The following is an 18,283-nucleotide window of genomic DNA, read 5'->3' on the forward strand; positions in this document are numbered from 1 at the left end:
GCATGACCGACATCACCGCCACCGAGGTCGCCCCCGAGGCCACCGAGGCGCCGGCGCCCGTCGCGCGCGCGCCCCGTGGTGACCGCCCGATCCAGACCGTGGGTCGGCGCAAGGAAGCCATCGTCCGGGTCCGGATCGTCCCGGGCACCGGCAAGATCACCTGCAACGGCCGCGACCTCGAGGCCTACTTCCCGAGCAAGGTGCACCAGCAGCTCATCAAGGACCCGCTGGTCACCGCCGAGAAGCCCGAGGCGTTCGACGTGATCGCCAACCTGCGTGGCGGCGGCACCACCGGCCAGGCCGGCGCGCTGCGGCTCGCCATCGCCCGGGCGCTGATCGTCAGCGAGCCCGACGACCGCCCGGCCCTGAAGAAGGCCGGCTTCCTGACCCGTGACGCCCGGGTCAAGGAGAGCAAGAAGTACGGCCTCAAGAAGGCCCGCAAGGCTCCTCAGTACTCGAAGCGCTGATCATCACAAGCGCCTTGTACTTCTGACGGACGGCCGGTCCGCTTCCCCTTCGCGGGAGGCGGACCGGCCGTTCCGCGTTTCTCCTCTCATCGGCAGTTCCACGGAGGTTGGCGGGTATGGGCCGGTTGTTCGGCACGGACGGCGTACGCGGGCGGGCGAACGCGGATCTCACCCCGGAGTTGGCGCTGGCGGTCGCGGTGGCCGCGGCCCACACGCTGGCCGAGACCGACAAGAGCCATCCGCCGCTCGCGGTGGTCGGCCGGGACACCCGGGCCAGCGGAGAGATGCTGGAGGCGGCGGTGGTCGCCGGCCTCACCAGTGCCGGTGCCAACGTGGTCCGGGTCGGCGTGCTGCCCACCCCGGCCGTGGCGTTCCTCACCGCCGAGATCAAGGCCGACCTGGGCGTGATGCTCTCCGCCTCGCACAACCCGATGCCGGACAACGGCATCAAGCTCTTCGCCGCCGGCGGGCACAAGCTACCCGACGAGATCGAGATGCGGATCGAGGAGGCGGTGAAAGCCAACGCCACCACCGCCTGGAAGCGCCCGATCGGCGCCGGCGTGGGCCGGGTCAACGACCTGCTCGACGGTGCCGACCACTACGTGCAGCATCTGGTCGGCACCGTGCCGCACCGCCTCGACGGGATCAAAGTGGTGGTCGACTGCGCCAACGGCGCGGCGGCCGACGTCGCCCCGGTCGCCTACCGGGAAGCCGGCGCCGAGGTGATCGCCATCCACGCCGAGCCGGACGGGCTCAACATCAACGACGAGTGCGGCTCCAACCACATCGACGCGCTGCGTGCCGCAGTGGTCGAGCATGGCGCCCACCTCGGCATCGCCCACGACGGCGACGCCGACCGCTGCGTGGCGGTCACCGCCGACGGCGACGAGGTCGACGGCGACCAGGTCATGGCGATCCTCGCGCTGGCCATGCGGGACGCCGGCGAGCTGACCCAGGACACCCTGGTCGCCACCGTGATGAGCAACCTCGGTCTCCGGCTGGCCATGTCCGAGCACGGCATCCGGCTGGTCGAGACCAAGGTCGGCGACCGGTACGTGCTGGAGGAGCTGCGTGCCTCCGGCCTGGCGCTCGGCGGCGAGCAGAGCGGGCACATCGTGCTGCCCGCGTACGCCACCACCGGCGACGGCGTGCTGACCGGCCTGCACCTGATGGCGCGGATGGCCGCCACCGGTACCTCGCTGGCCGAGCTGGCCGCCGTGGTCACCAAGCTGCCCCAGGTGCTGATCAACGTGCCGGTCGGCGACCGTACCGTCGGCGCCGCCGCACCCGCCGTCCGCGCCGAGGTGGAGCGCGCCGAGGCCGAGCTGGGCGAGACCGGCCGCGTGCTGCTGCGCCCGTCGGGCACCGAACCGCTGGTGCGGGTCATGGTCGAGGCCGCTACCGAGGACACCGCGCGCGAGGTCGCCGAGCGCATCGCCGAGCAGGTCCGCACCGCCAGCCCGGTCGCCTGAACCCGTCCGGCCGCCTGCTCCTACTCCCCGCCGGTCAGCTCGTACCGACGCGGCGCAGGAAGCGGGCGGCCAGATCCGCCACCGCGTCGGCGTCCAGCTCCCGAGCCGGCCCGGCCACAGTCACCTCGGCCAGCGCCAGCCCCGGCACCTCGGTGTCCCGCCAGCCGCCGACGAACCACGCGCGTTCCTCCTCGGCCAGCGCCAGGTTCGCCGCGTCCAGCGCGGCCGCCGGGTACGGCAGCCAGAACCGGAACTGATGGGTGTGCGGCGGCGTCGGGTGGACCCGGGCGCCGGGCAGGGCGGCCAGCGCCTCGGCCACCACCCTCGCGTGCGCCACGTATCCGGGAAGGCGGGGCAACTCCCGGGTCAGCCCGGTGAGCGCCGCCAGCGCCGCCGGCCACTGCTGGAACAACGTGCCGCCGTAGCGGTGCCGCCAGGCACGCGCGTACCGGATCAGCTCCGCGTCGCCGGCCAGCGCGGCCCCGGAGATGCCGCCCAGCGACTTGTAGAACGAGACGTACGTGCTGTCGGCCAGCGCCGCGATCTCGGCCGGCGAATATCCGAGGTGGACCGTCGACTCCCAGAGCCGGGCTCCGTCGAAGTGCACCCGGGCGCCGCGGGCGCGCGCCGCCGCGACGACCGCCACCAGCTCGTCCCAGGTCGGCAGCACGAACCCGGCGTCGCGCAGCGGCAACTCCAGGAAGAGCGTGCCGATCGGCTCGTCGAGCGCCGCCACCTCGTCGGCCGTCGGATTGCGCGGCGCGTTCGTGGTGCGCACCGCGCGTACGCCGGTGAGCAGCGCCCACGCGTCCCGCTCGTGCGTCAGCGGATGGCTGAGCGGATGCAGCCCGACACCGGCTCGGCCGGTCAGCTCCGCACCGTGCCGCATGGCCACCTGCTGCGCCATCGTGCCCGACGGGAAGAACGCCGCGGCCTCCGCGCCGAGCAGCTCGGCGACCCGCAGCTCCAGCTCCGCCACCGGCCCGCCCTCGCCGTACAGGTCGGGCAGGTCGTCCCCGCCCGCCGCGCCGAGCGCGGCGAGCTGCTCCCGTACGGAGGCCGGGCGTACGCCGGAGAGCATCGTGTCGCAGCCGCGCTGGGCGGCGAACCGGCGCAGCCGCGCGGCCTGCCCGTCGCTCATCAGTTCTCCCGGAGCCGCCGCAGCCGGGTCACCGCCTCGGCCAGCACCTCCGGCCGCTTGCAGAACGCGAACCGGACCAGCCGGCGGCCGGCCTCCACGTCGTCGTAGAAGACCTGCGTGGGCACCGCCACCACGCCGCAGCGCTCCGGCAGCGCCCGGCAGAACTCCACCCCGTCCCGGCCGCGCAGCGGCGTGACGTCGGCGGTGACGAAGTAGGTACCCTCCGGCGCGAGCACGCCGAACCCGGCGTCGGCGAGCCCGGCGACGAGCTGGTCCCGGCGGCGCTGCATGTCGTCCCGGAACCCGGTGAAGTACGCGTCGGGCAGCCCGAGCGCCACCGCCACCGCCGGTTGCAGCGGTCCGGCGTTGACGAAGGTGAGGAACTGCTTCACCCGCAGCACCGCCGACACCAGCGGCGCGGGCCCGCTCACCCAGCCGACCTTCCAGCCGGTGCAGGAGAACGTCTTGCCGGCCGACGAGATGCGCAGCGTCCGCTCCCGCATGCCGGGCAGCGTGGCCAGCGGCACGTGCGGCGCGGTGGCGTCGGTGAAGACCAGGTGCTCGTACACCTCGTCGGTGACCGCGTACACGTCGTGTTCCCGGCACAGCTCGGCGACCGCCGCCAGCTCGTCGGCGGTGAAGACCTTGCCGGTCGGGTTGTGCGGCGAGTTCAGCAGCACCAGCCGCGTACGCGGCCCGAACGCGGCGCGCAGCTCGTCCGGGTCGAACGCGTACCGGCCGTCGGGGCCGGGCCGCAGCGTCACGGGGCGGCGCACCGCTCCGGCCAGCGCGATCGAGGCGGCGTACGAGTCGTAGTACGGCTCGAAGCAGATCACCTCGTCACCCGGCTCGCACAGCGCGAGGATGCTCGCCGCGATCGCCTCGGTCGCCCCGGCGGTCACCACGATCTCGCCGTCCGGGTCGTACTGCAGGCCCCAGAACCGGCGCTGGTGCGCGGCGACGGCGGCGCGCAGCGCGGGGATCCCCGGGCCCGGCGGGTACTGGTTGTGGCCGGTACGCAGCGCCTCGGCCGCGGCGGCGAGCATCTCCGGCGGACCGTCGGTGTCCGGGAAGCCCTGCCCGAGGTTGACCGCGCCGGTACGCACGGCCAGCGCGGACATCTCGGCGAAGACGGTGGTGCCGAACGGCCGCATCCGGGCCACCAGGGGATCGGTCGTCGTCACGGCTGCGAGCCTACGGCCCGCCACCACGGGCTCACCAGCCGAAGCAGGTCACGCCCCACCTTCCCGACTTCTGGGAGACGACCTTGCCGTCGATGGTTATCCGGCAGGTCAACCCAGCAGCGCTTCCGGGAAGGGTGACGATCTGGACCCGCTCACGGTTGTTCGTGGTGAACCTCAGCCGCCAGGACGAGTCCACCAGGTTGAACTGGTGGAAGTCGCCGTTCGCGTCGTAGTACTGCACCTCCGCGTCGCCCTTGGAGCCGGTCACCTCGTACAGGACGGTGTACTTGCCGGGGCCGCCCGACGGGGTGGTCGCCGGCCCCGCCGGAGGTGCGCTCGACTCGTCGGTCCATTCGCCGGGCTCGCCGTAGATCGGCTCCTCGTACCCGCTGCCGGCTGCCGTCCCGTCGTCCATGGTGCTGCCGATGACGGCCAGCCCGGCGCAACTGCAGACGATCAGCGCCAGGACGGTGATGATGCCGACCACCACGCCGACCGCCCAGCCGCCGCCGCTGCGGCGTGGCGGCATTCCCGGGTACGCGTACGGCGGCGGGTAGGGCCCGGGCGGGTAGGCGGCGGGCGGGTACGGCCCGGGCGGATAGGCGCCGGGATGGTAGGCGCCCGGCGGTGGCGGCGAGCCGGGGTTGCCCGGCTGTGCCGACCAGTCCGGCGCTCCCGGCGGGCCCGTCCACTGCGGTGCGCCGATGCTCGCGGGCGGGGACGGCCACCCGCCCGGCGCTCCGGGCTGTCCCTGATCGCCGGCGCCCGGCGTGCCGGCCGGATCGGCCCGGCCCGGCTCGCCCGCGGGCCGCCCTTCGGCGCCGCCCGCCGGAGCGGGCTGACCGCCCTCGGCGCCGGGGGCGCTCCAGGGGGCCGACGACGACGGCGACCAGGGCTCGGGCGGCGTCCACGGCTGCGGAGCGGCCAACGGGTCCGGCGGCGTCCAGGTGGACGGCTGCGGGGTCACCGGCGTGGCGGTCGGGTCGACCGGTCCGGGGGTCGGCTCGGGGGCGGGGGTCGTCTCGGACATCGAGTCAGCTCACAGGGGGTACGGCGCGGACGCCCGCGGAACGATGGGCCCGGGGGCGGAGCCCGGCCCCAATGTAGGCCCTGGCGCCCACCCCGCGTGGACCCGGTCCGGCCGGGCGTGCCGCGTCCTGAACCGGTACGCACGCGGCAGATGAGCCCGGCTGGCGCTTTGTCCGACATAGCAGCCCCGGCGTTCGGTTCGCTCAAATTCAGTGATCGTTAACCGGGTTTCCGAGCACGCGCGATGAGCGAAACTCGGTTAGGCTGCGGACCATGTGTGGAATCGTGGGTTACGCCGGTGCGCGCCCGGCGCTCGGCATCGTGCTTGACGGACTGCGGCGGCTCGAATACCGCGGCTACGACTCGGCCGGTGTCGCCGTGGTCTGCGAGGACGAGCTGCTGACCGAGAAGAAGGCCGGCAAGCTCGCGAATCTGGAGAAGGTCCTCTCCGAGCGGGCGGCGGACAACCCCGAGGACTGCGCGGCCAGCCCGATCGGCATCGGCGACGGCACCACCGGCATCGGCCACACCCGGTGGGCCACGCACGGCGGCCCGACCGACCGCAACGCCCACCCGCACCTCTCCCCGGACGGCCGGGTGGCCGTGATCCACAACGGCATCATCGAGAACTTCGCGAAGCTCCGCGCCGAGCTGGAGGACGAGGGCGTCGAGTTCGCCAGCGACACCGACACCGAGTGCGCCGCGCACCTGATCGCCCGCGCGCTGGCCGACCTGCGCTCGGCCGGTGAGACCGACAGCCCGCAGCTCCTCGCCGCCGCCATGCGCGTGGTCTGCGGTCGCCTGGAGGGCGCGTTCACGCTGCTCGCCGTTGACGCCGGCATCCCCGGCGCGGTGGTCGGCGCCCGGCGCAACTCGCCGCTGGTCGTCGGCCGGGGCGACGGCGAGAACTACCTGGCCAGCGACGTAGCCGCGTTCATCGAGCACACCCGGGACGCGGTCGAGCTGGGGCAGGACCAGATCGTCCTGATCACGCCGGACAGCATCGACATCACCGACTTCCACGGCCAGCCGGCCAGCGGCACGGACTTCCACATCGACTGGGACTCGTCGGCCGCCGAGAAGGGCGGCTACGACTGGTTCATGCTCAAGGAGATCGAGGAGCAGCCGCAGGCCATCGCCGACACGCTGCTGGGCCGGCTCACCGAGACCGGCGAGATCGCCCTCGACGAGGTCCGCCTCAGCGAGCAGGACCTGCGCGACGTCGACAAGATCTTCATCGTCGCCTGCGGCACCTCCTACCACGCCGGCCTGGTCGCCAAGTACGCCATCGAGCACTGGACCCGCATCCCCTGCGAGGTGGAGCTGGCCAGCGAGTTCCGCTACCGCGACCCGGTGCTGGACCGGTCCACGCTGATCGTGGTGATCTCGCAGTCCGGCGAGACGATGGACACGCTGATGGCGCTGCGGCACGCCAAGGAGCAGAAGGCCCGCGTGCTGGCGATCTGCAACACCAACGGCTCCACCATCCCGCGCGAGTCCGACGCCGTGCTCTACACCCACGGCGGCCCGGAGATCGCCGTCGCCTCCACCAAGGCGTTCCTCACCCAGGTTGTCGCCTGCTATCTGATCGGCCTGCACCTGGCCCAGGTGCGCGGCATCAAGTTCGCCGACGAGGTGGGCGCGGTCGTCGCCCAGCTCCAGGAGATGCCGGGCAAGCTGCGGGAGCTGCTGGAGCGCATCGAGCCGGTCCGCGAGCTGGGCCGCGAGCTGAAGTCCGAGCCGACGGTGCTGTTCATCGGCCGGCACGTGGGCTACCCGGTGGCGCTGGAGGGCGCGCTGAAGCTCAAGGAACTGGCGTACATGCACGCCGAGGGCTTCGCCGCCGGTGAGCTGAAGCACGGCCCGATCTCGCTGATCGACCAGGGCACCCCGGTGATCTGCATCGTGCCGTCGCCGGTCGGCCGGGGCATGCTGCACGACAAGGTCGTCTCCAACATCCAGGAGGTACGCGCCCGCGGCGCCCGTACCATCGTGATCGCGGAGGAGGGCGACCAGGCGGTGGTCCGCTACGCCGATCACCTCATCTACGTGCCGCGTACGCCGACGCTGCTGGCGCCGCTGGTGACCACCGTGCCGTTGCAGGTGCTGGCCGCCGAGATCGCCGCCGCCCGGGGGCACGACGTGGACCAGCCCCGGAACCTGGCCAAGTCGGTCACTGTCGAGTAGCCCGTTCTCGTCCACGGTCCCTCCGCCCGTCGTCCGGGCGGAGGGACCGTGCCGTCTCCGGCCCGCCTCGCGGCCGGCCGCGGAGCGGCCTCGAACGGTCGCGCCGGACGGCCTCGGGCAGCCCCGGACGGCCTCGGGCAGGTCATCGGCCCAGCACGATCCGGGCCATGCCGTCCAGCGCCGGGTTGTCCGGATCCCAGTAGCCGGTGTGGCCGCGTGGGGCGCTCGGGAACCGTCGCCCGCCGAAACCCGGCGCGCTCGGATCGGCGCCGAACCAGAGCCGCTCGCCGTGCGGGTCGAGCAGCGCGAGCGCCGGGCCGAGCGGCGTACCGGCGAGCAGGGCGCGGCGGGCCAGGTCGTCCGGCGGACGCGCCAGCCGGATCACGTCGTCCGGCGCTGTCGACGACCAGACCTGACCGGCGGGCATCCGCAGCCCGGTCGCGTGGTCGACGCCGACGCCGGGCGAGCCGACGAAGACCAGCGCGTCCGCGCTCAGCCCGTGGTCCCGGGCGGCGGCGCCGACCACGAGCGAGCCGTAGCTGTGCCCGAGCACCGTCTGCCGGGCCGGCGGACCTTCGTGCGCGGCGCGCAGCCCTTCCTGGAACCGGTGCAGGGCCGGCCCGGCGTCCTCGGCCTGCCGGGCGCCGGCCGCCTCGGTGAGGAAGTCGGGCGCGTCGTAGTCCAGCCAGAGGACCGCCGCCGACTCCTCGCCCGGTCCCAGCGCCGCGCAGCGCTGCAACACCCGGGCGGCGCGGCCCAGCTCGTCCGGCGCGTCGGCGAGGTCCGAGGTCATGCCCGGGACGTAGGTCAGCACCGCGGCGGACCGGTCCGGGTTGCCGAGCGCCACCACCGCGCGCCCGTCGCCGCCCGGGTCCAGCCCCAGCAGGTACGCCCGCGGCAGCCCGGGCGCGGCGAGCCGCTCGCTGAGCCGGTCCAGTCCGCGCAGCGCCGCCTCGACGCCGGCCAGCCGGATCCGCCGGGACGCCTCCAGCGGTCCGGCCGGCAGCGGCCGCAGCAGCGCGAGCCGCCGGACGAGCAACTGCTCCCGCCGGTCGCCGAGCAGCAGCCGGTTGGCCTGGTCCCGGGCGGTGGCCGGCACGCCGTCGAGGCGGCCGATCCGATCCGGTTCACGCCCTGTCAGCCAGCGCCGCTCGGCCGCGCTCAGCCCGGCCCACCAGCGGCTCACCTCGGCCGGCCCGGCGCCCGGGCCGGGCCGCCACGTGGGCGGGACGCTGACCCAGCCGGTCACCGTGGCGGTGGTCAGCTCCGCCAGGCGGCGAGCCGCCTCCCGGTCGGCGGCGCCGGCGAGTGTCAGCGCGCCCCGGATCCCGGCTCGCGCGTCGACCACCGCCGGCCCGGCCTGCGACACCGGCCGGGCCGGATCGGGTCGCACCGCGCCGGAGCGGTCCACGAGCAGGCCGCCGGACTCGGCGCGGGCCACCTCGGCGCCGAGCCGGGCCTTCGCCGCGCCCAGCCGGGCGCCGAACTCGGCCAGCACCTGGTCGGCCTCGAACAGGGCGGGCAGCACGTCGGTGAGGTCGGTGCGCAGGTCCCCGATCCGCCGTTGTGCCGCCGCCGAGGCCGCGCCCGACCAGCCGGGCCGGAGCGCGCCGATCCGGGCGGTCAGCGCGTCGGCGCGACCGCGTACCGGCCCGGCGAGCCCTCGCCAGGCCACCCCGGCGGTGGACCAGGCGCCCGGATCGGCCCGCCAGAGCTGCGCGTAACCGACCGGGACGTCCGCCGACCCCTCGCCGGACCGCCCGGGAGCGCCGCCGCTCACCGCAGCACCCCGGTGAGACGGCGCGCGGCGCGCTCGTCGACCGCCTCGTAGCCGTCCGCACCGCGACGCAGCGCCCCGGCGGTGTCGGCCACCCGGGCGCCGAGCGTGCCGGACCAGCGCCGCACCGCCGACTCCAGGTCGGCCAGCGCCGCCCCGGCCCGCCAGCCGTCCGGCGTCGCCACCAGCAGCGACTCCGCCGCCGCCCCGGGGCCCCGGGCCAGCCGGTACGCGTCGTCGGCCAACTCCCGCGCGACCGCGCGCAGCAGCTCCGGGTCGACGTCGAACGGTTTCTCCACCACGTGACCTCCCCGCGTCGCCCGACGCCACCCGCCGGCCCCGGACACCGGGACGCTAGGCCGCCCGGCGGTCCCGCCGCGGGCCCCTGTGGACAACGGTCCGGGTTATCCACAGGGCTTGTTCGCCAGCCGGTCGGAGGCGCGTACCGCCGGTAGGGTGAGGCCGTGATCGGGGGAGCCGCGGGCGGGTGCTGAGCCGGCGCGACGAACGGGACGGGGTGGCATGAGACCGGTATGGCGCGTCGCGGACGTTCGCGCGGCGGAAGCTGGCCTGATGGCCACCCTCCCGCCCGGGGCGCTGATGCACCGGGCCGCGGCAGGGCTGGCCCGGCGCTGCGCGTTGCTGCTCGGTGACCGGGGCGGGGTCTACGGCGCCCGGGTGCTGCTGCTTGTCGGCTCCGGCGACAACGGAGGCGACGCGCTCTTCGCTGGCGCGCACCTGGCCCGCCGGGGCGCGGCGGTGGCCGCGCTGCTGCTGAGCCCTGGGCGGGCGCACGCGAAGGGTCTGGCCGCTCTGCGTGCCGCCGGCGGGCGCGTCGTCGACCGGCCACCCACCGGAGCCGACCTGGTGCTCGACGGCATCGTGGGCATCGGCGGCACGGGCGGGTTGCGGGACACGGCCGAGCAGCTCGCCGCGAGCCTGACCGGGCACCTCGGCAGGGACGGCAGGCGCGCCACGGTGGTCGCCGTCGATGTGCCCAGCGGTGTCGAGGTCGACACCGGCCACGTTCCGCTGACCGACGCCGGGCGGCCCCGCGCGGTCCGAGCCGATGTGACGGTGGCCTTCGGCGCGCTCAAGCCGGCGCTGGCCGTCGGGCCGGCCGCCGAGCTGGCCGGAGAGGTCGAGCTGGTCGACATCGGGCTGACCTCGTGGCTGCGCGGCACGCCGGCGCTCCAGGTGATCGAGCGGGCGGACGTGGTCGACTGGTGGCCGGCGCTGGGCGCGTCGTCGGAGAAGTACACCAGGGGCGTGGTCGGTGTGGCCACCGGCTCGGCCACCTACCCGGGCGCTGCGGTGCTCTCGGTCGCCGGTGCGCTCGCCGGGCCCACCGGCCTGGTCCGCTACGCCGGGAGCGCCCGGGGCGAGGTGCTGCACCAGCACCCGTCGGTGATCGCCACCGGCCGGGTCGCGGACGCGGGCCGGGTGCAGGCGTGGGTCTGCGGCTCCGGCCTCGGCACGGGCGAGGAGTCCGCCGCCGAACTGCGCGCGGTGCTGGCCGCGCCGGTGCCGGTGGTGCTCGACGCGGACGCGCTGACGCTGCTCGTGGACGGCAAGCTGGCCGACCGGCTGCGCGGCCGGGACGCCCCGATCGTGGTGACGCCGCACGACCGGGAGTACGCCCGGCTCTGCGGCGAGATGCCGGGGGAGGACCGGGTCGCCGCGGCGCTGCGGCTGGCCGCCTGGATGAACGCGGTGGTGCTGCTCAAGGGGGACCGGACGATCATCGGCACGCCGGACGGCCGCGCGTACGTGAATCCGACCGGCACCCCGGCGCTGGCCACCGGTGGCACCGGCGACGTGCTGGCCGGGCTGCTCGGCTCGCTGCTCGCCGCCGGGCTCGCGCCGGAGCGGGCGGCGGCCGCCGCGGCGTACCTGCACGGGCTGGCCGGCCGGGAGGCGGCGCGCGGCGGTCCGGTGACCGCGCCCGACGTGGCCACGGCGTTGCGTCCGGTACTGGCCCGACTGGGCTGATCCGGGCGGCGACGTCCGGGTGGCGACGGGCACCGCCCGCACGGCTCACGGCGCCGATGATCACTGACGGAAGTAGGCTGGGGAGCATGTGGCAGTCGGAGGTGCGCGTCGACCTGGACGCGATCCGGGAGAACGTGTCCCGGCTCAAGGCCGGCACCAGCGCCGAGCTGATGGCGGTGGTCAAGGGCGACGGCTACGGCCACGGCATGGTGCCCGCCGCCCGTGCGGCGCTCGACGCGGGGGCGGATCAGCTCGGCGTCTGCACGCTGGACGAGGCGCTGCGGCTGCGCCAGGACGGCATCACCGCGCCGGTGCTGGCCTGGCTGCTCACGCCCGGCCTGCCGCTGCACGACGGGATCACCGTCGGCGTCGACCTCGGCTGCGCCAGCCTCACCCAGCTCGACGAGATGATCGAGGCGAGCCGCCGCGCGGACCGCCCGGCCCGGCTGCACCTCAAGATCGACACCGGGTTGGCCCGGGGCGGCGCCACAGTCGCCGACTGGCCGGCGCTGCTGGAGGCCGCCGCGAAGGCGCAGGCCGACGGCCTGGTCGAGGTGGTCGGCGTGTGGAGCCACTTCGTGTACGCGGACTCGCCCGGGCATCCCACCACCGATCGCCAGCTCGCCGTCTTCCACGAAGGGCTGGAGATGGTGACGCGCGCCGGTCTGCGCCCCCGCTATCGCCACCTGGCCAACTCGGCCGCCACGCTCACCCGGCCGGACACCCATTTCGACCTGGTCCGGCCCGGCATCGCCGTCTACGGCCTGTCGCCGGTCGCGGGCGAACGGTTCGGCTTGCGCCCGGCGATGACCGCCCGCGCCCGGGTGATGTTGACCAAGCGGGTCGCGGCCGGGACCGGCGTCTCCTACGGGCACACCTACCTCACCGAGCAGGAGGCCAACCTCGCGGTGGTGCCGCTCGGCTACGCCGACGGGGTGCCCCGGCACGCCTCCAACACCGGCCCGGTGCATCTCGCGGGCAAGCGCCGGAGCATCTCCGGCCGGGTCTGCATGGACCAGTTCGTGATCGACTGCGGCGACGACGAGGTGGCCGCCGGTGACGTGGTGACGCTGTTCGGCGACGGCGCGGACGGCGGGCCCACGGCCGACGACTGGGCCGAGGCGGTCGGCACCATCAACTACGAGATCGTGACCCGTTTCGGCGGCGTGCGGGTGCCCCGCGTCTACGACGGCGAGCGCGCATGAGCGTCCGGTTGCCGCGACCGCGTACCGCCGCAGGCAAGGTCGCCGGCCTGGTCGGCGCAGCCGTCGGCGTGGCCGCCGCCGGGCTCGCGGCGGGCGTGGTCAGCGAGCGGGTGCTGGTCCGCCGGCTCAAGAACGACCCCACCGACCGGTACGCCGACGAGGTCTTCGGCGAGCAGCGCTACGACGAGGCGTACCGGCTGGAGATGCCGGACGGCACCGACATCCACGTGGAGGTGGTCGAGCCGACGCGGCCGGTCGCCGGGCACCCGACGGTGGTGCTGGTGCACGGCTTCTGCCTGGACATGGGCACGTTCCACTTCCAGCGCAAGCGGCTCGCCGAACGCGGCGACTACCGGGTGGTCGCGTACGACCAGCCGGGGCACGGCCGGTCCGGCCGGCTGGAGAGCGGCGAGTACGACCTGACCGCGCTGGGCCACACGCTGCGCCGGGTGCTCGACGAGGTGGCCCCGGACGGTCCGCTGGTGCTGGTCGGGCACTCGATGGGCGGCATGACGATCATGGCGCTGGCCGAGCTGTACCCGGAGATGTTCGGTGACCGCGTGGTCGGCACCGTGCTGATGGCCACCTCCGGGGGCCTCGCGGCGGAGACGAAGCTGGTGGCGCCCGCGCTGCTCGGCCGGGTCGGCGCGCCGGTGCTCTACATGATGAGCAACGCCACGCGGTACGGCGGCACCGTGATCGACAGGGCGCGCCGGTCGACCTCGAACGTGGCCTGGCTGCTCACCCGCAGGTACGGCTTCGGCACCTCGACGCCGAGCCCGGCCCTGGTGTCGTACGTCGAGATGATGAACTCGCGCACCTCGGCCGACACGGTCACCCGCTATCTGCGAACGATCGCCACCCACTCCCGGTTCCCGGCGCTTGCGGCGCTGGCCGGCTCGCCGGTGCTGGTGATCGTGGGGGACAAGGACATGATCACGCCGGTGACGCACTCCGAGGAAATCGTCCGGCGGCTGCCGCACGCCGAGTTCGTGAAGATCCACGACAGCGGGCACGTGGTGATGCTGGAGCACGCCGACGACGTGAACGCCGCGTTGGAGAGGTTCCTGGAGTCGCTGTGACGGTGATCGTGGAGCTGAAGACCGTCAACGACACCCACGAGTTCGGGCGGCGGCTGGCCGGGGTGCTGCGCGCCGGTGACCTGCTGTTGCTCAGCGGCCCGCTCGGGGCCGGCAAGACCGCGCTGACCCAGGGCATCGGCGCCGGCCTGGGCGTACGCGGCGACATCACCTCACCCACCTTCGTCATCGCCCGGGTGCACCGGCCCGACCCGGATCGGGGCGGCCGGGTGACGCTCGTGCACGCCGACGCGTACCGCCTGGGTGAGGCCGCCGACCCGCGGGCGGAGATCGACGACCTTGACCTGGACGCCTCGGTGGACGAGGCGGTCACCGTGGTGGAGTGGGGCGAGGGAATGGTCGAGCAGTTGGTCGACGCGCACCTGCGGGTACGCATCGACCGCCGCGACGACGACACCCGGGCGGTCACGCTGGAACCGGTGGGTGGGGACTGGGCCGCCCGGGTCGCCGAACTGTCCTGAGTCAGGGCTGGAGGGGCATCGTCCAGCAGTTGGAGTGGGCCGTCCGCCCGGTGAGCCGGTCGGTCAGCCAGGCCACCGCGTCGCCCTGGTCGGTGATGAGCGGCACCAGGTGGTTGGTGAGGATCTTGTCCCCGAGGTTGGGCAGGCTGATCGCCTGGTAGGTCACGTTGCCGCCCTTGCGGCACCAGTCGACAGCCAGTTGGCGGGCCTGCCGGTGGGGCACGATGTCGTCCTGGATGCCGGTCGCCACGCGTACCGGGCCGGTGGGCTTGAGCGTGCCGATGCGCTGCCGTTCGAGGACGGCCCGGGCCTCGGGCGAGGCGGCGATGACAGTGGTCAGGGATCGGCCGCCGGTGAACCACCTGGTGCTTTTCTTGAACCCGTACCGGAAGATCGCGTCGCCGACGCACATGGTCGAGGTGTCCTTCAGCGCGGCCCGGCCGGCGTCGTTGAGGGCGGCGTCGATGACGTCCCGCAGCGCGGGGTCGGACTGGGCGAAGCCGTTCAGCGACCACCCCAGCGCCCCCACCAGCGCGCTGCCGTCGATGCCGCCGATGACCGCGGTCAGGTCGGCGGGCGGCGCGCCGACGTACGTTCCGGAGACCGGCACGTCGGGCGCGTAGGTGGAGTGAAGTTCGGCGGCTGCGGCGCTGGCGCCCCCGCCCTGGCTGTAGCCGTACAGGCCGACGCGGGACTGCGCGGTGACCGACGCTCCGGGTACGGCGCGGGCGGCGCGGGCCGCGTCGAGCAGGGCGCGTCCCCCGTCGAGGCGGTTGACGTAGGTGTGCAGCCGGTCGGTCGTGCCCAGACCGACGTAGTCGGTGACGACGACCGCCGCGCCGGTGGCGAGGAGGCGGTAGACGGCGAGGGCCTCGTAGCCGACCGACACCGTGTCGCCGGTGAGCGTCAGCGGATGTTGCAGGGCGAACGACGGCGCGCACTGGTCGCCCTGCCCCATGGTCCCGGAGGCGACGGCCACCAGCGGGCGCGGGCCGGCGCCCCGCCACGTCGTCCACGGTTCGATGTAGGCGCCGGTCACCGCGACGGGCCGGCCGTTGGAGTCGGTGGACCGGTACATCAGCCGGGTGGCGGTGCCGGGCATCGGCCGGCCGTCGAGCCCGGGAATGCTCAGGCCGAGCGGCAGGGGCTCGGTGCGGATCAGCGTGCCGTTGGTGGCGGGCAGGTCGGCGGGCGGGTGGTAGAAGGCGGGAATGGTCACGCCGCGGGAGACCACCGGCGTGGTGTCGGCGGCCGCGGCGGCACCGGAGCCGGCCAGGTAGGTGGCGGCCGCCGCGGCGACGGCAAGCATCCGGAGGCCGATCGCGCGGCGGGGGGAGAGAGCGGTGGAGGGCGTGCGGGGACGGGTGTTTCTCCTGCTCACGGGCACTCCTAGCGAGCATCGATGGTGGTGGATGCAAGCTAGCAGTGGCGGTGTGGCGTAAGTAACTTGCCAGTAGGTTACGCTCCGGTAACTTTTCCCGTCCAGTGCCCGGCACTGCCGCAGCACCGGAGTGTCGGTTGCGGCTGGTAAGAAGATGGCGACCCGACGAGGAGAGGTTGCCGATGCCCGACGCCCCCACCCTGGACCTGCCGGCGCTGCTGCCGGAGGCCTGGCGTGCCGCGCTCACCCCCCACCTCGACCCGGCCCGCACCGCCGCGCTGGCCGAGTTCGTCACCAGGGAGTACGCGACCGCCACTGTCTTCCCGCCGCTGGAGGACCTGTTCTCCGCCTACCGGCAGTGCGGGCCGGCCGAGACGAGGGTGCTGATCCTCGGGCAGGACCCGTACCACAAGGCGGGTCAGGCGCACGGGCTGAGCTTCAGCGTGCGTGAGGGGGTGGCGGTCCCGCCGTCGCTGCGCAACGTCTTCAAGGAGATGAGCGAGGACCTGGGCGTGTCGAAGCCGCGCAGCGGCAACCTGGACGGCTGGGCCGCGCAGGGCGTGCTGCTGCTCAACTCGGTGCTGACCGTCCGGCAGGCCACCCCAGGCTCGCACGCGAACAAGGGCTGGGAGGAGTTCACCGACGCCACCATCCGGGCCCTGGACGCGCTCGACCAGCGGGTGGTCTTCCTGCTGTGGGGCGGCTACGCCCGCAAGAAGGCGGCGCTGGTGACCAACCCGCAGCACGTGGTGCTGGAGGCCGGGCACCCGAGCCCGATGAACCCGCGCGGCTTCCTCGGCAGCCGCCCGTTCAGCGCGGCCAACAAGGCACTGGCCGACGCGGGGCTGCCCACCATCGACTGGGAGCGCTCAGCCGGCTGACCCGTCCGGCGCCTCGCCCGCCGCGGCGAGGCGCCGGCGGTACCGGGACAGCAGCTCGGCCGCGCGCCGGTCGGTCACCTCCACCTCGACCAGCGGCTCGACCGGGTACGTGCGGTCACCGACGCGGACCTCGATGGGCTCGGGCAGTTCCTCGCACATCCGGGCCCGCAGCTCGCCGTAGCGGGTCCGCCAGCGATGCTCGCCCGGCTCCTCAGGCTCCGTGTGGATGCCGCCCCACACCTGCCACCGGGCGTCCCAGCGCTGCGCGTAGATCTGATCGAGGAGTGCGCTGAACTGCGGCGAATCCCGCCAGCGCACCGCGATCTCGACCGCGTCCACCGGCAGCGGCGCGCCCTGCAGCAGTGCCGCCATGCCGCCCGACAGCACGTACGGCAGGTCGCCCAGGGCGTCCATGATCCGGTCCAGCCGAAGATGATCGATCCGCTCGGTCAGCGCGGTCCCGGCCATCTTGTCCAGCGCCGCGTCCAAGTGGCTGTCCAGCGGCTCGATCTCGATCCGCAGCTGCCGCCCGAGCGCGGCGAGCAGGCGTTCCGCCGTGGTCAGGCTGGGCAGCCGGTCGCCACGCTCGATCCGGGCGATGGCGGCCTGGCTGAGCCCGGACCGGGCGGCCAGCGCCTGCTGGGTGAGCCCAGCTTGTTCGCGTTCACACCGCAGGGTGCGGGCGACCTCCCGAACCAGGCGACTCTCCGTCATCTCCGGAGAATGGCAGTCCTCTTTCAAGCGTTATGCCTCTGAGTCATAAATATGACCCAGAGGCATAACGCTCTCAACTCTTCTCTTTGATCCGGGCGCTACGCACCGTGACCGGGTGAGCGGCGAGGGCGTGCCGGGGGCGGGCGGAGCGGACGGCTAGGCTGGCTTACCGTGCTCGTACTCGTGGTGGACTCCTCGACGCCCGCGGTGACCGCGGCGCTGGCCGAGGTCTCGGCGGACGGCGTCGCGGTTCGTGCGTCCCGGTGCACAGTCGACGCCCGCGCCCACGGCGAGCTGCTCGCGCCGCAGGTCGACGCCGTGCTCGCGGACGTCGGCGCGCGCCCCGCCGACCTGGCCGCGATCGTCGCCGGTCTGGGCCCGGGCCCGTTCACCGGGCTGCGGGTCGGGCTGGTCACCGCCGCCGCCATGGGTCAGGTGCTCGGCGTCCCCACGTACGGTGTCTGCTCGCTCGACGGGCTCGGCCACCCGGCGGCCGCCGGCGAGCCGGTGCTGGCCGCGAGCGACGCGCGGCGGCGGGAAATCTACTGGGCCGTCTACGACGGCGCCGGCCAGCGCCTCGTCGGGCCGGAGGTCGCCGCCCCGGCCGTGGTCGCGCAGCGGGCGCGCGACCTGGCGGTCACCGCCGCGGTCGGCGACGGCGCGCACCGGTACGCGGACGTGCTCGGCCTGCCGGTGCGGGACGAGCCGCGCTACCCGGACCCGCTGGCGCTGGCGGGTCTCGCCGCGCCGCGGATCCGCGCGGGCGCGCCCGGCGAGACGCTGACCCCGCTCTACCTGCGTCGCCCCGACGCGGTCGCGGCCACCGGCCACAAGCCGGTCCTGCCATGAGGCTGAGCCGGTTCCGCTGGTGGCACGTCGAGGAGGTGCTGCCCATCGAGGCGGACCTGTTCGGCGCCGAGCAGTGGTCGGCGGCGATGTTCTGGAACGAACTCGCCAACGGCCACTTCTACCTGGTCGCCACCGACGACGACGGCGTCGTGCTCGGCTACGCCGGGCTGGCCGTGGCCCCGCCCGACGAGGCGTGGGTGCAGAACGTCGCGGTCCGCCGGGACGCCCACCGCCGGGGGATCGGCCGGCTGCTGCTGGAGGCGCTGCTCGCCGAGGCCGCCCGGCGCGGCGTCCGCAGCACCCTGCTTGAGGTCGCCGCGGACAACGCCCCGGCGCAGCGGCTCTACGCCGGCTACGGCTTCGAGCCGATCGGCGTACGGCGCGGCTACTACCAACCGAGCAACACCGACGCGCTGGTCATGCAGCGCAACGAGGACTGACGA

The 18,283-nt window shown here is 74.4% G+C and carries 17 protein-coding genes; 10 read left to right on the forward strand and 7 right to left on the reverse strand.

Annotated elements, in window-relative coordinates:
• The first annotated feature begins 2 nt into the window (after nucleotides 1–2).
• Together rpsI and glmM are read left to right on the forward strand one after the other, a co-directional pair.
• On the forward strand, nucleotides 3–467 hold the full coding sequence (rpsI, locus tag ACSDG8_RS21245) for a 30S ribosomal protein S9 (protein WP_018784602.1): 465 nt from the start codon (nucleotides 3–5) through the stop codon (nucleotides 465–467).
• Nucleotides 468–583: 116 nt separating this feature from the next.
• Nucleotides 584–1,939, forward strand: a complete 1,356-nt coding sequence (gene glmM / locus ACSDG8_RS21250; protein WP_073828911.1) for a phosphoglucosamine mutase — start codon at nucleotides 584–586, stop codon at nucleotides 1,937–1,939.
• 34 nt (nucleotides 1,940–1,973) lie between these two features.
• On the opposite strand, the gene ACSDG8_RS21255 is transcribed toward glmM, so the two are convergent.
• From ACSDG8_RS21255 to ACSDG8_RS21265, 3 genes are read right to left on the reverse strand one after another with little or no spacing between them, the layout of a single operon-like run.
• On the reverse strand, nucleotides 1,974–3,080 hold the full coding sequence (locus tag ACSDG8_RS21255) for a threonine aldolase family protein (protein ID WP_439427171.1): 1,107 nt from the start codon (nucleotides 3,078–3,080) through the stop codon (nucleotides 1,974–1,976).
• The gene (locus ACSDG8_RS21260) at nucleotides 3,080–4,264 is read right to left on the reverse strand and encodes a pyridoxal phosphate-dependent aminotransferase (RefSeq protein ID WP_439427172.1); all 1,185 of its coding nucleotides are present in this window, start codon (nucleotides 4,262–4,264) and stop codon (nucleotides 3,080–3,082) included. Before ACSDG8_RS21260 ends, ACSDG8_RS21255 begins: the two co-directional genes overlap by 1 nt.
• Nucleotides 4,265–4,295: 31 nt before the next feature.
• A complete protein-coding gene (locus tag ACSDG8_RS21265; RefSeq protein WP_439427173.1) occupies nucleotides 4,296–5,294 on the reverse strand; it encodes an MmpS family transport accessory protein in 999 nt (332 codons plus the stop codon).
• A 272-nt stretch (nucleotides 5,295–5,566) separates the two neighbouring features.
• Between ACSDG8_RS21265 and glmS the strand changes: the two genes are divergently transcribed.
• A complete protein-coding gene (gene glmS / locus ACSDG8_RS21270; protein ID WP_116508652.1) occupies nucleotides 5,567–7,480 on the forward strand; it encodes a glutamine--fructose-6-phosphate transaminase (isomerizing) in 1,914 nt (637 codons plus the stop codon).
• Between the two features lie 142 nt (nucleotides 7,481–7,622).
• Here glmS and ACSDG8_RS21275 read toward each other — a convergent pair whose 3' ends face one another.
• A complete protein-coding gene (locus tag ACSDG8_RS21275) occupies nucleotides 7,623–9,260 on the reverse strand; it encodes an alpha/beta hydrolase (RefSeq protein WP_439427174.1) in 1,638 nt (545 codons plus the stop codon).
• Entirely contained in the window at nucleotides 9,257–9,556 is a 300-nt protein-coding gene (locus tag ACSDG8_RS21280) for a type VII secretion target (protein ID WP_439427175.1), read from the reverse strand. Before ACSDG8_RS21280 ends, ACSDG8_RS21275 begins: the two co-directional genes overlap by 4 nt.
• Before the next feature lie 223 nt (nucleotides 9,557–9,779).
• Between ACSDG8_RS21280 and ACSDG8_RS21285 the strand changes: the two genes are divergently transcribed.
• The 4 genes from ACSDG8_RS21285 to tsaE all read left to right on the forward strand — a co-directional run bounded on the left by ACSDG8_RS21285 (nucleotide 9,780) and on the right by tsaE (nucleotide 14,015).
• Nucleotides 9,780–11,249: an NAD(P)H-hydrate dehydratase gene (locus tag ACSDG8_RS21285; protein WP_439427176.1), complete on the forward strand. Its 1,470-nt coding sequence runs from the start codon at nucleotides 9,780–9,782 to the stop codon at nucleotides 11,247–11,249.
• 86 nt (nucleotides 11,250–11,335) lie between these two features.
• Nucleotides 11,336–12,454 carry an alanine racemase gene (alr, locus tag ACSDG8_RS21290; protein ID WP_439427177.1) on the forward strand — a complete coding sequence of 373 codons (1,119 nt, stop codon included), beginning with the start codon at nucleotides 11,336–11,338 and terminating at the stop codon, nucleotides 12,452–12,454.
• Nucleotides 12,451–13,536, forward strand: coding sequence for an alpha/beta fold hydrolase (locus ACSDG8_RS21295; RefSeq protein WP_439427178.1), 1,086 nt, complete (start codon nucleotides 12,451–12,453; stop codon nucleotides 13,534–13,536). Before alr ends, ACSDG8_RS21295 begins: the two co-directional genes overlap by 4 nt.
• Nucleotides 13,533–14,015, forward strand: a complete 483-nt coding sequence (tsaE, locus tag ACSDG8_RS21300) for a tRNA (adenosine(37)-N6)-threonylcarbamoyltransferase complex ATPase subunit type 1 TsaE (protein WP_439427179.1) — start codon at nucleotides 13,533–13,535, stop codon at nucleotides 14,013–14,015. The genes ACSDG8_RS21295 and tsaE overlap by 4 nt, the downstream gene beginning before the upstream one ends.
• 1 nt (nucleotide 14,016) lies before the next feature.
• Here tsaE and ACSDG8_RS21305 read toward each other — a convergent pair whose 3' ends face one another.
• Nucleotides 14,017–15,396 carry a lipase family protein gene (locus tag ACSDG8_RS21305; RefSeq protein WP_439427180.1) on the reverse strand — a complete coding sequence of 460 codons (1,380 nt, stop codon included), beginning with the start codon at nucleotides 15,394–15,396 and terminating at the stop codon, nucleotides 14,017–14,019.
• 182 nt (nucleotides 15,397–15,578) lie between these two features.
• Between ACSDG8_RS21305 and ung the strand changes: the two genes are divergently transcribed.
• Nucleotides 15,579–16,277: a uracil-DNA glycosylase gene (gene ung / locus ACSDG8_RS21310; protein WP_439427181.1), complete on the forward strand. Its 699-nt coding sequence runs from the start codon at nucleotides 15,579–15,581 to the stop codon at nucleotides 16,275–16,277.
• Here ung and ACSDG8_RS21315 read toward each other — a convergent pair.
• Complete coding sequence (locus ACSDG8_RS21315) at nucleotides 16,266–16,991, reverse strand: helix-turn-helix transcriptional regulator (RefSeq protein ID WP_439427182.1); 726 nt, start codon at nucleotides 16,989–16,991, stop codon at nucleotides 16,266–16,268. The genes ung and ACSDG8_RS21315 overlap by 12 nt on opposite strands.
• 171 nt (nucleotides 16,992–17,162) lie before the next feature.
• Between ACSDG8_RS21315 and tsaB the strand changes: the two genes are divergently transcribed.
• Nucleotides 17,163–17,840, forward strand: coding sequence for a tRNA (adenosine(37)-N6)-threonylcarbamoyltransferase complex dimerization subunit type 1 TsaB (tsaB, locus tag ACSDG8_RS21320; protein WP_439427183.1), 678 nt, complete (start codon nucleotides 17,163–17,165; stop codon nucleotides 17,838–17,840).
• Nucleotides 17,837–18,280 (forward strand): ribosomal protein S18-alanine N-acetyltransferase, encoded by a 444-nt coding sequence (gene rimI, locus ACSDG8_RS21325; RefSeq protein WP_439427184.1) that lies wholly within the window; start codon nucleotides 17,837–17,839, stop codon nucleotides 18,278–18,280. Before tsaB ends, rimI begins: the two co-directional genes overlap by 4 nt.
• Nucleotides 18,281–18,283: the final 3 nt, after the last annotated feature.

Origin of the sequence: Micromonospora sp. LA-10, assembly GCF_051853095.1 — a bacterium.
GTDB classification, from domain to species: domain Bacteria; phylum Actinomycetota; class Actinomycetes; order Mycobacteriales; family Micromonosporaceae; genus Micromonospora; species Micromonospora echinospora_A.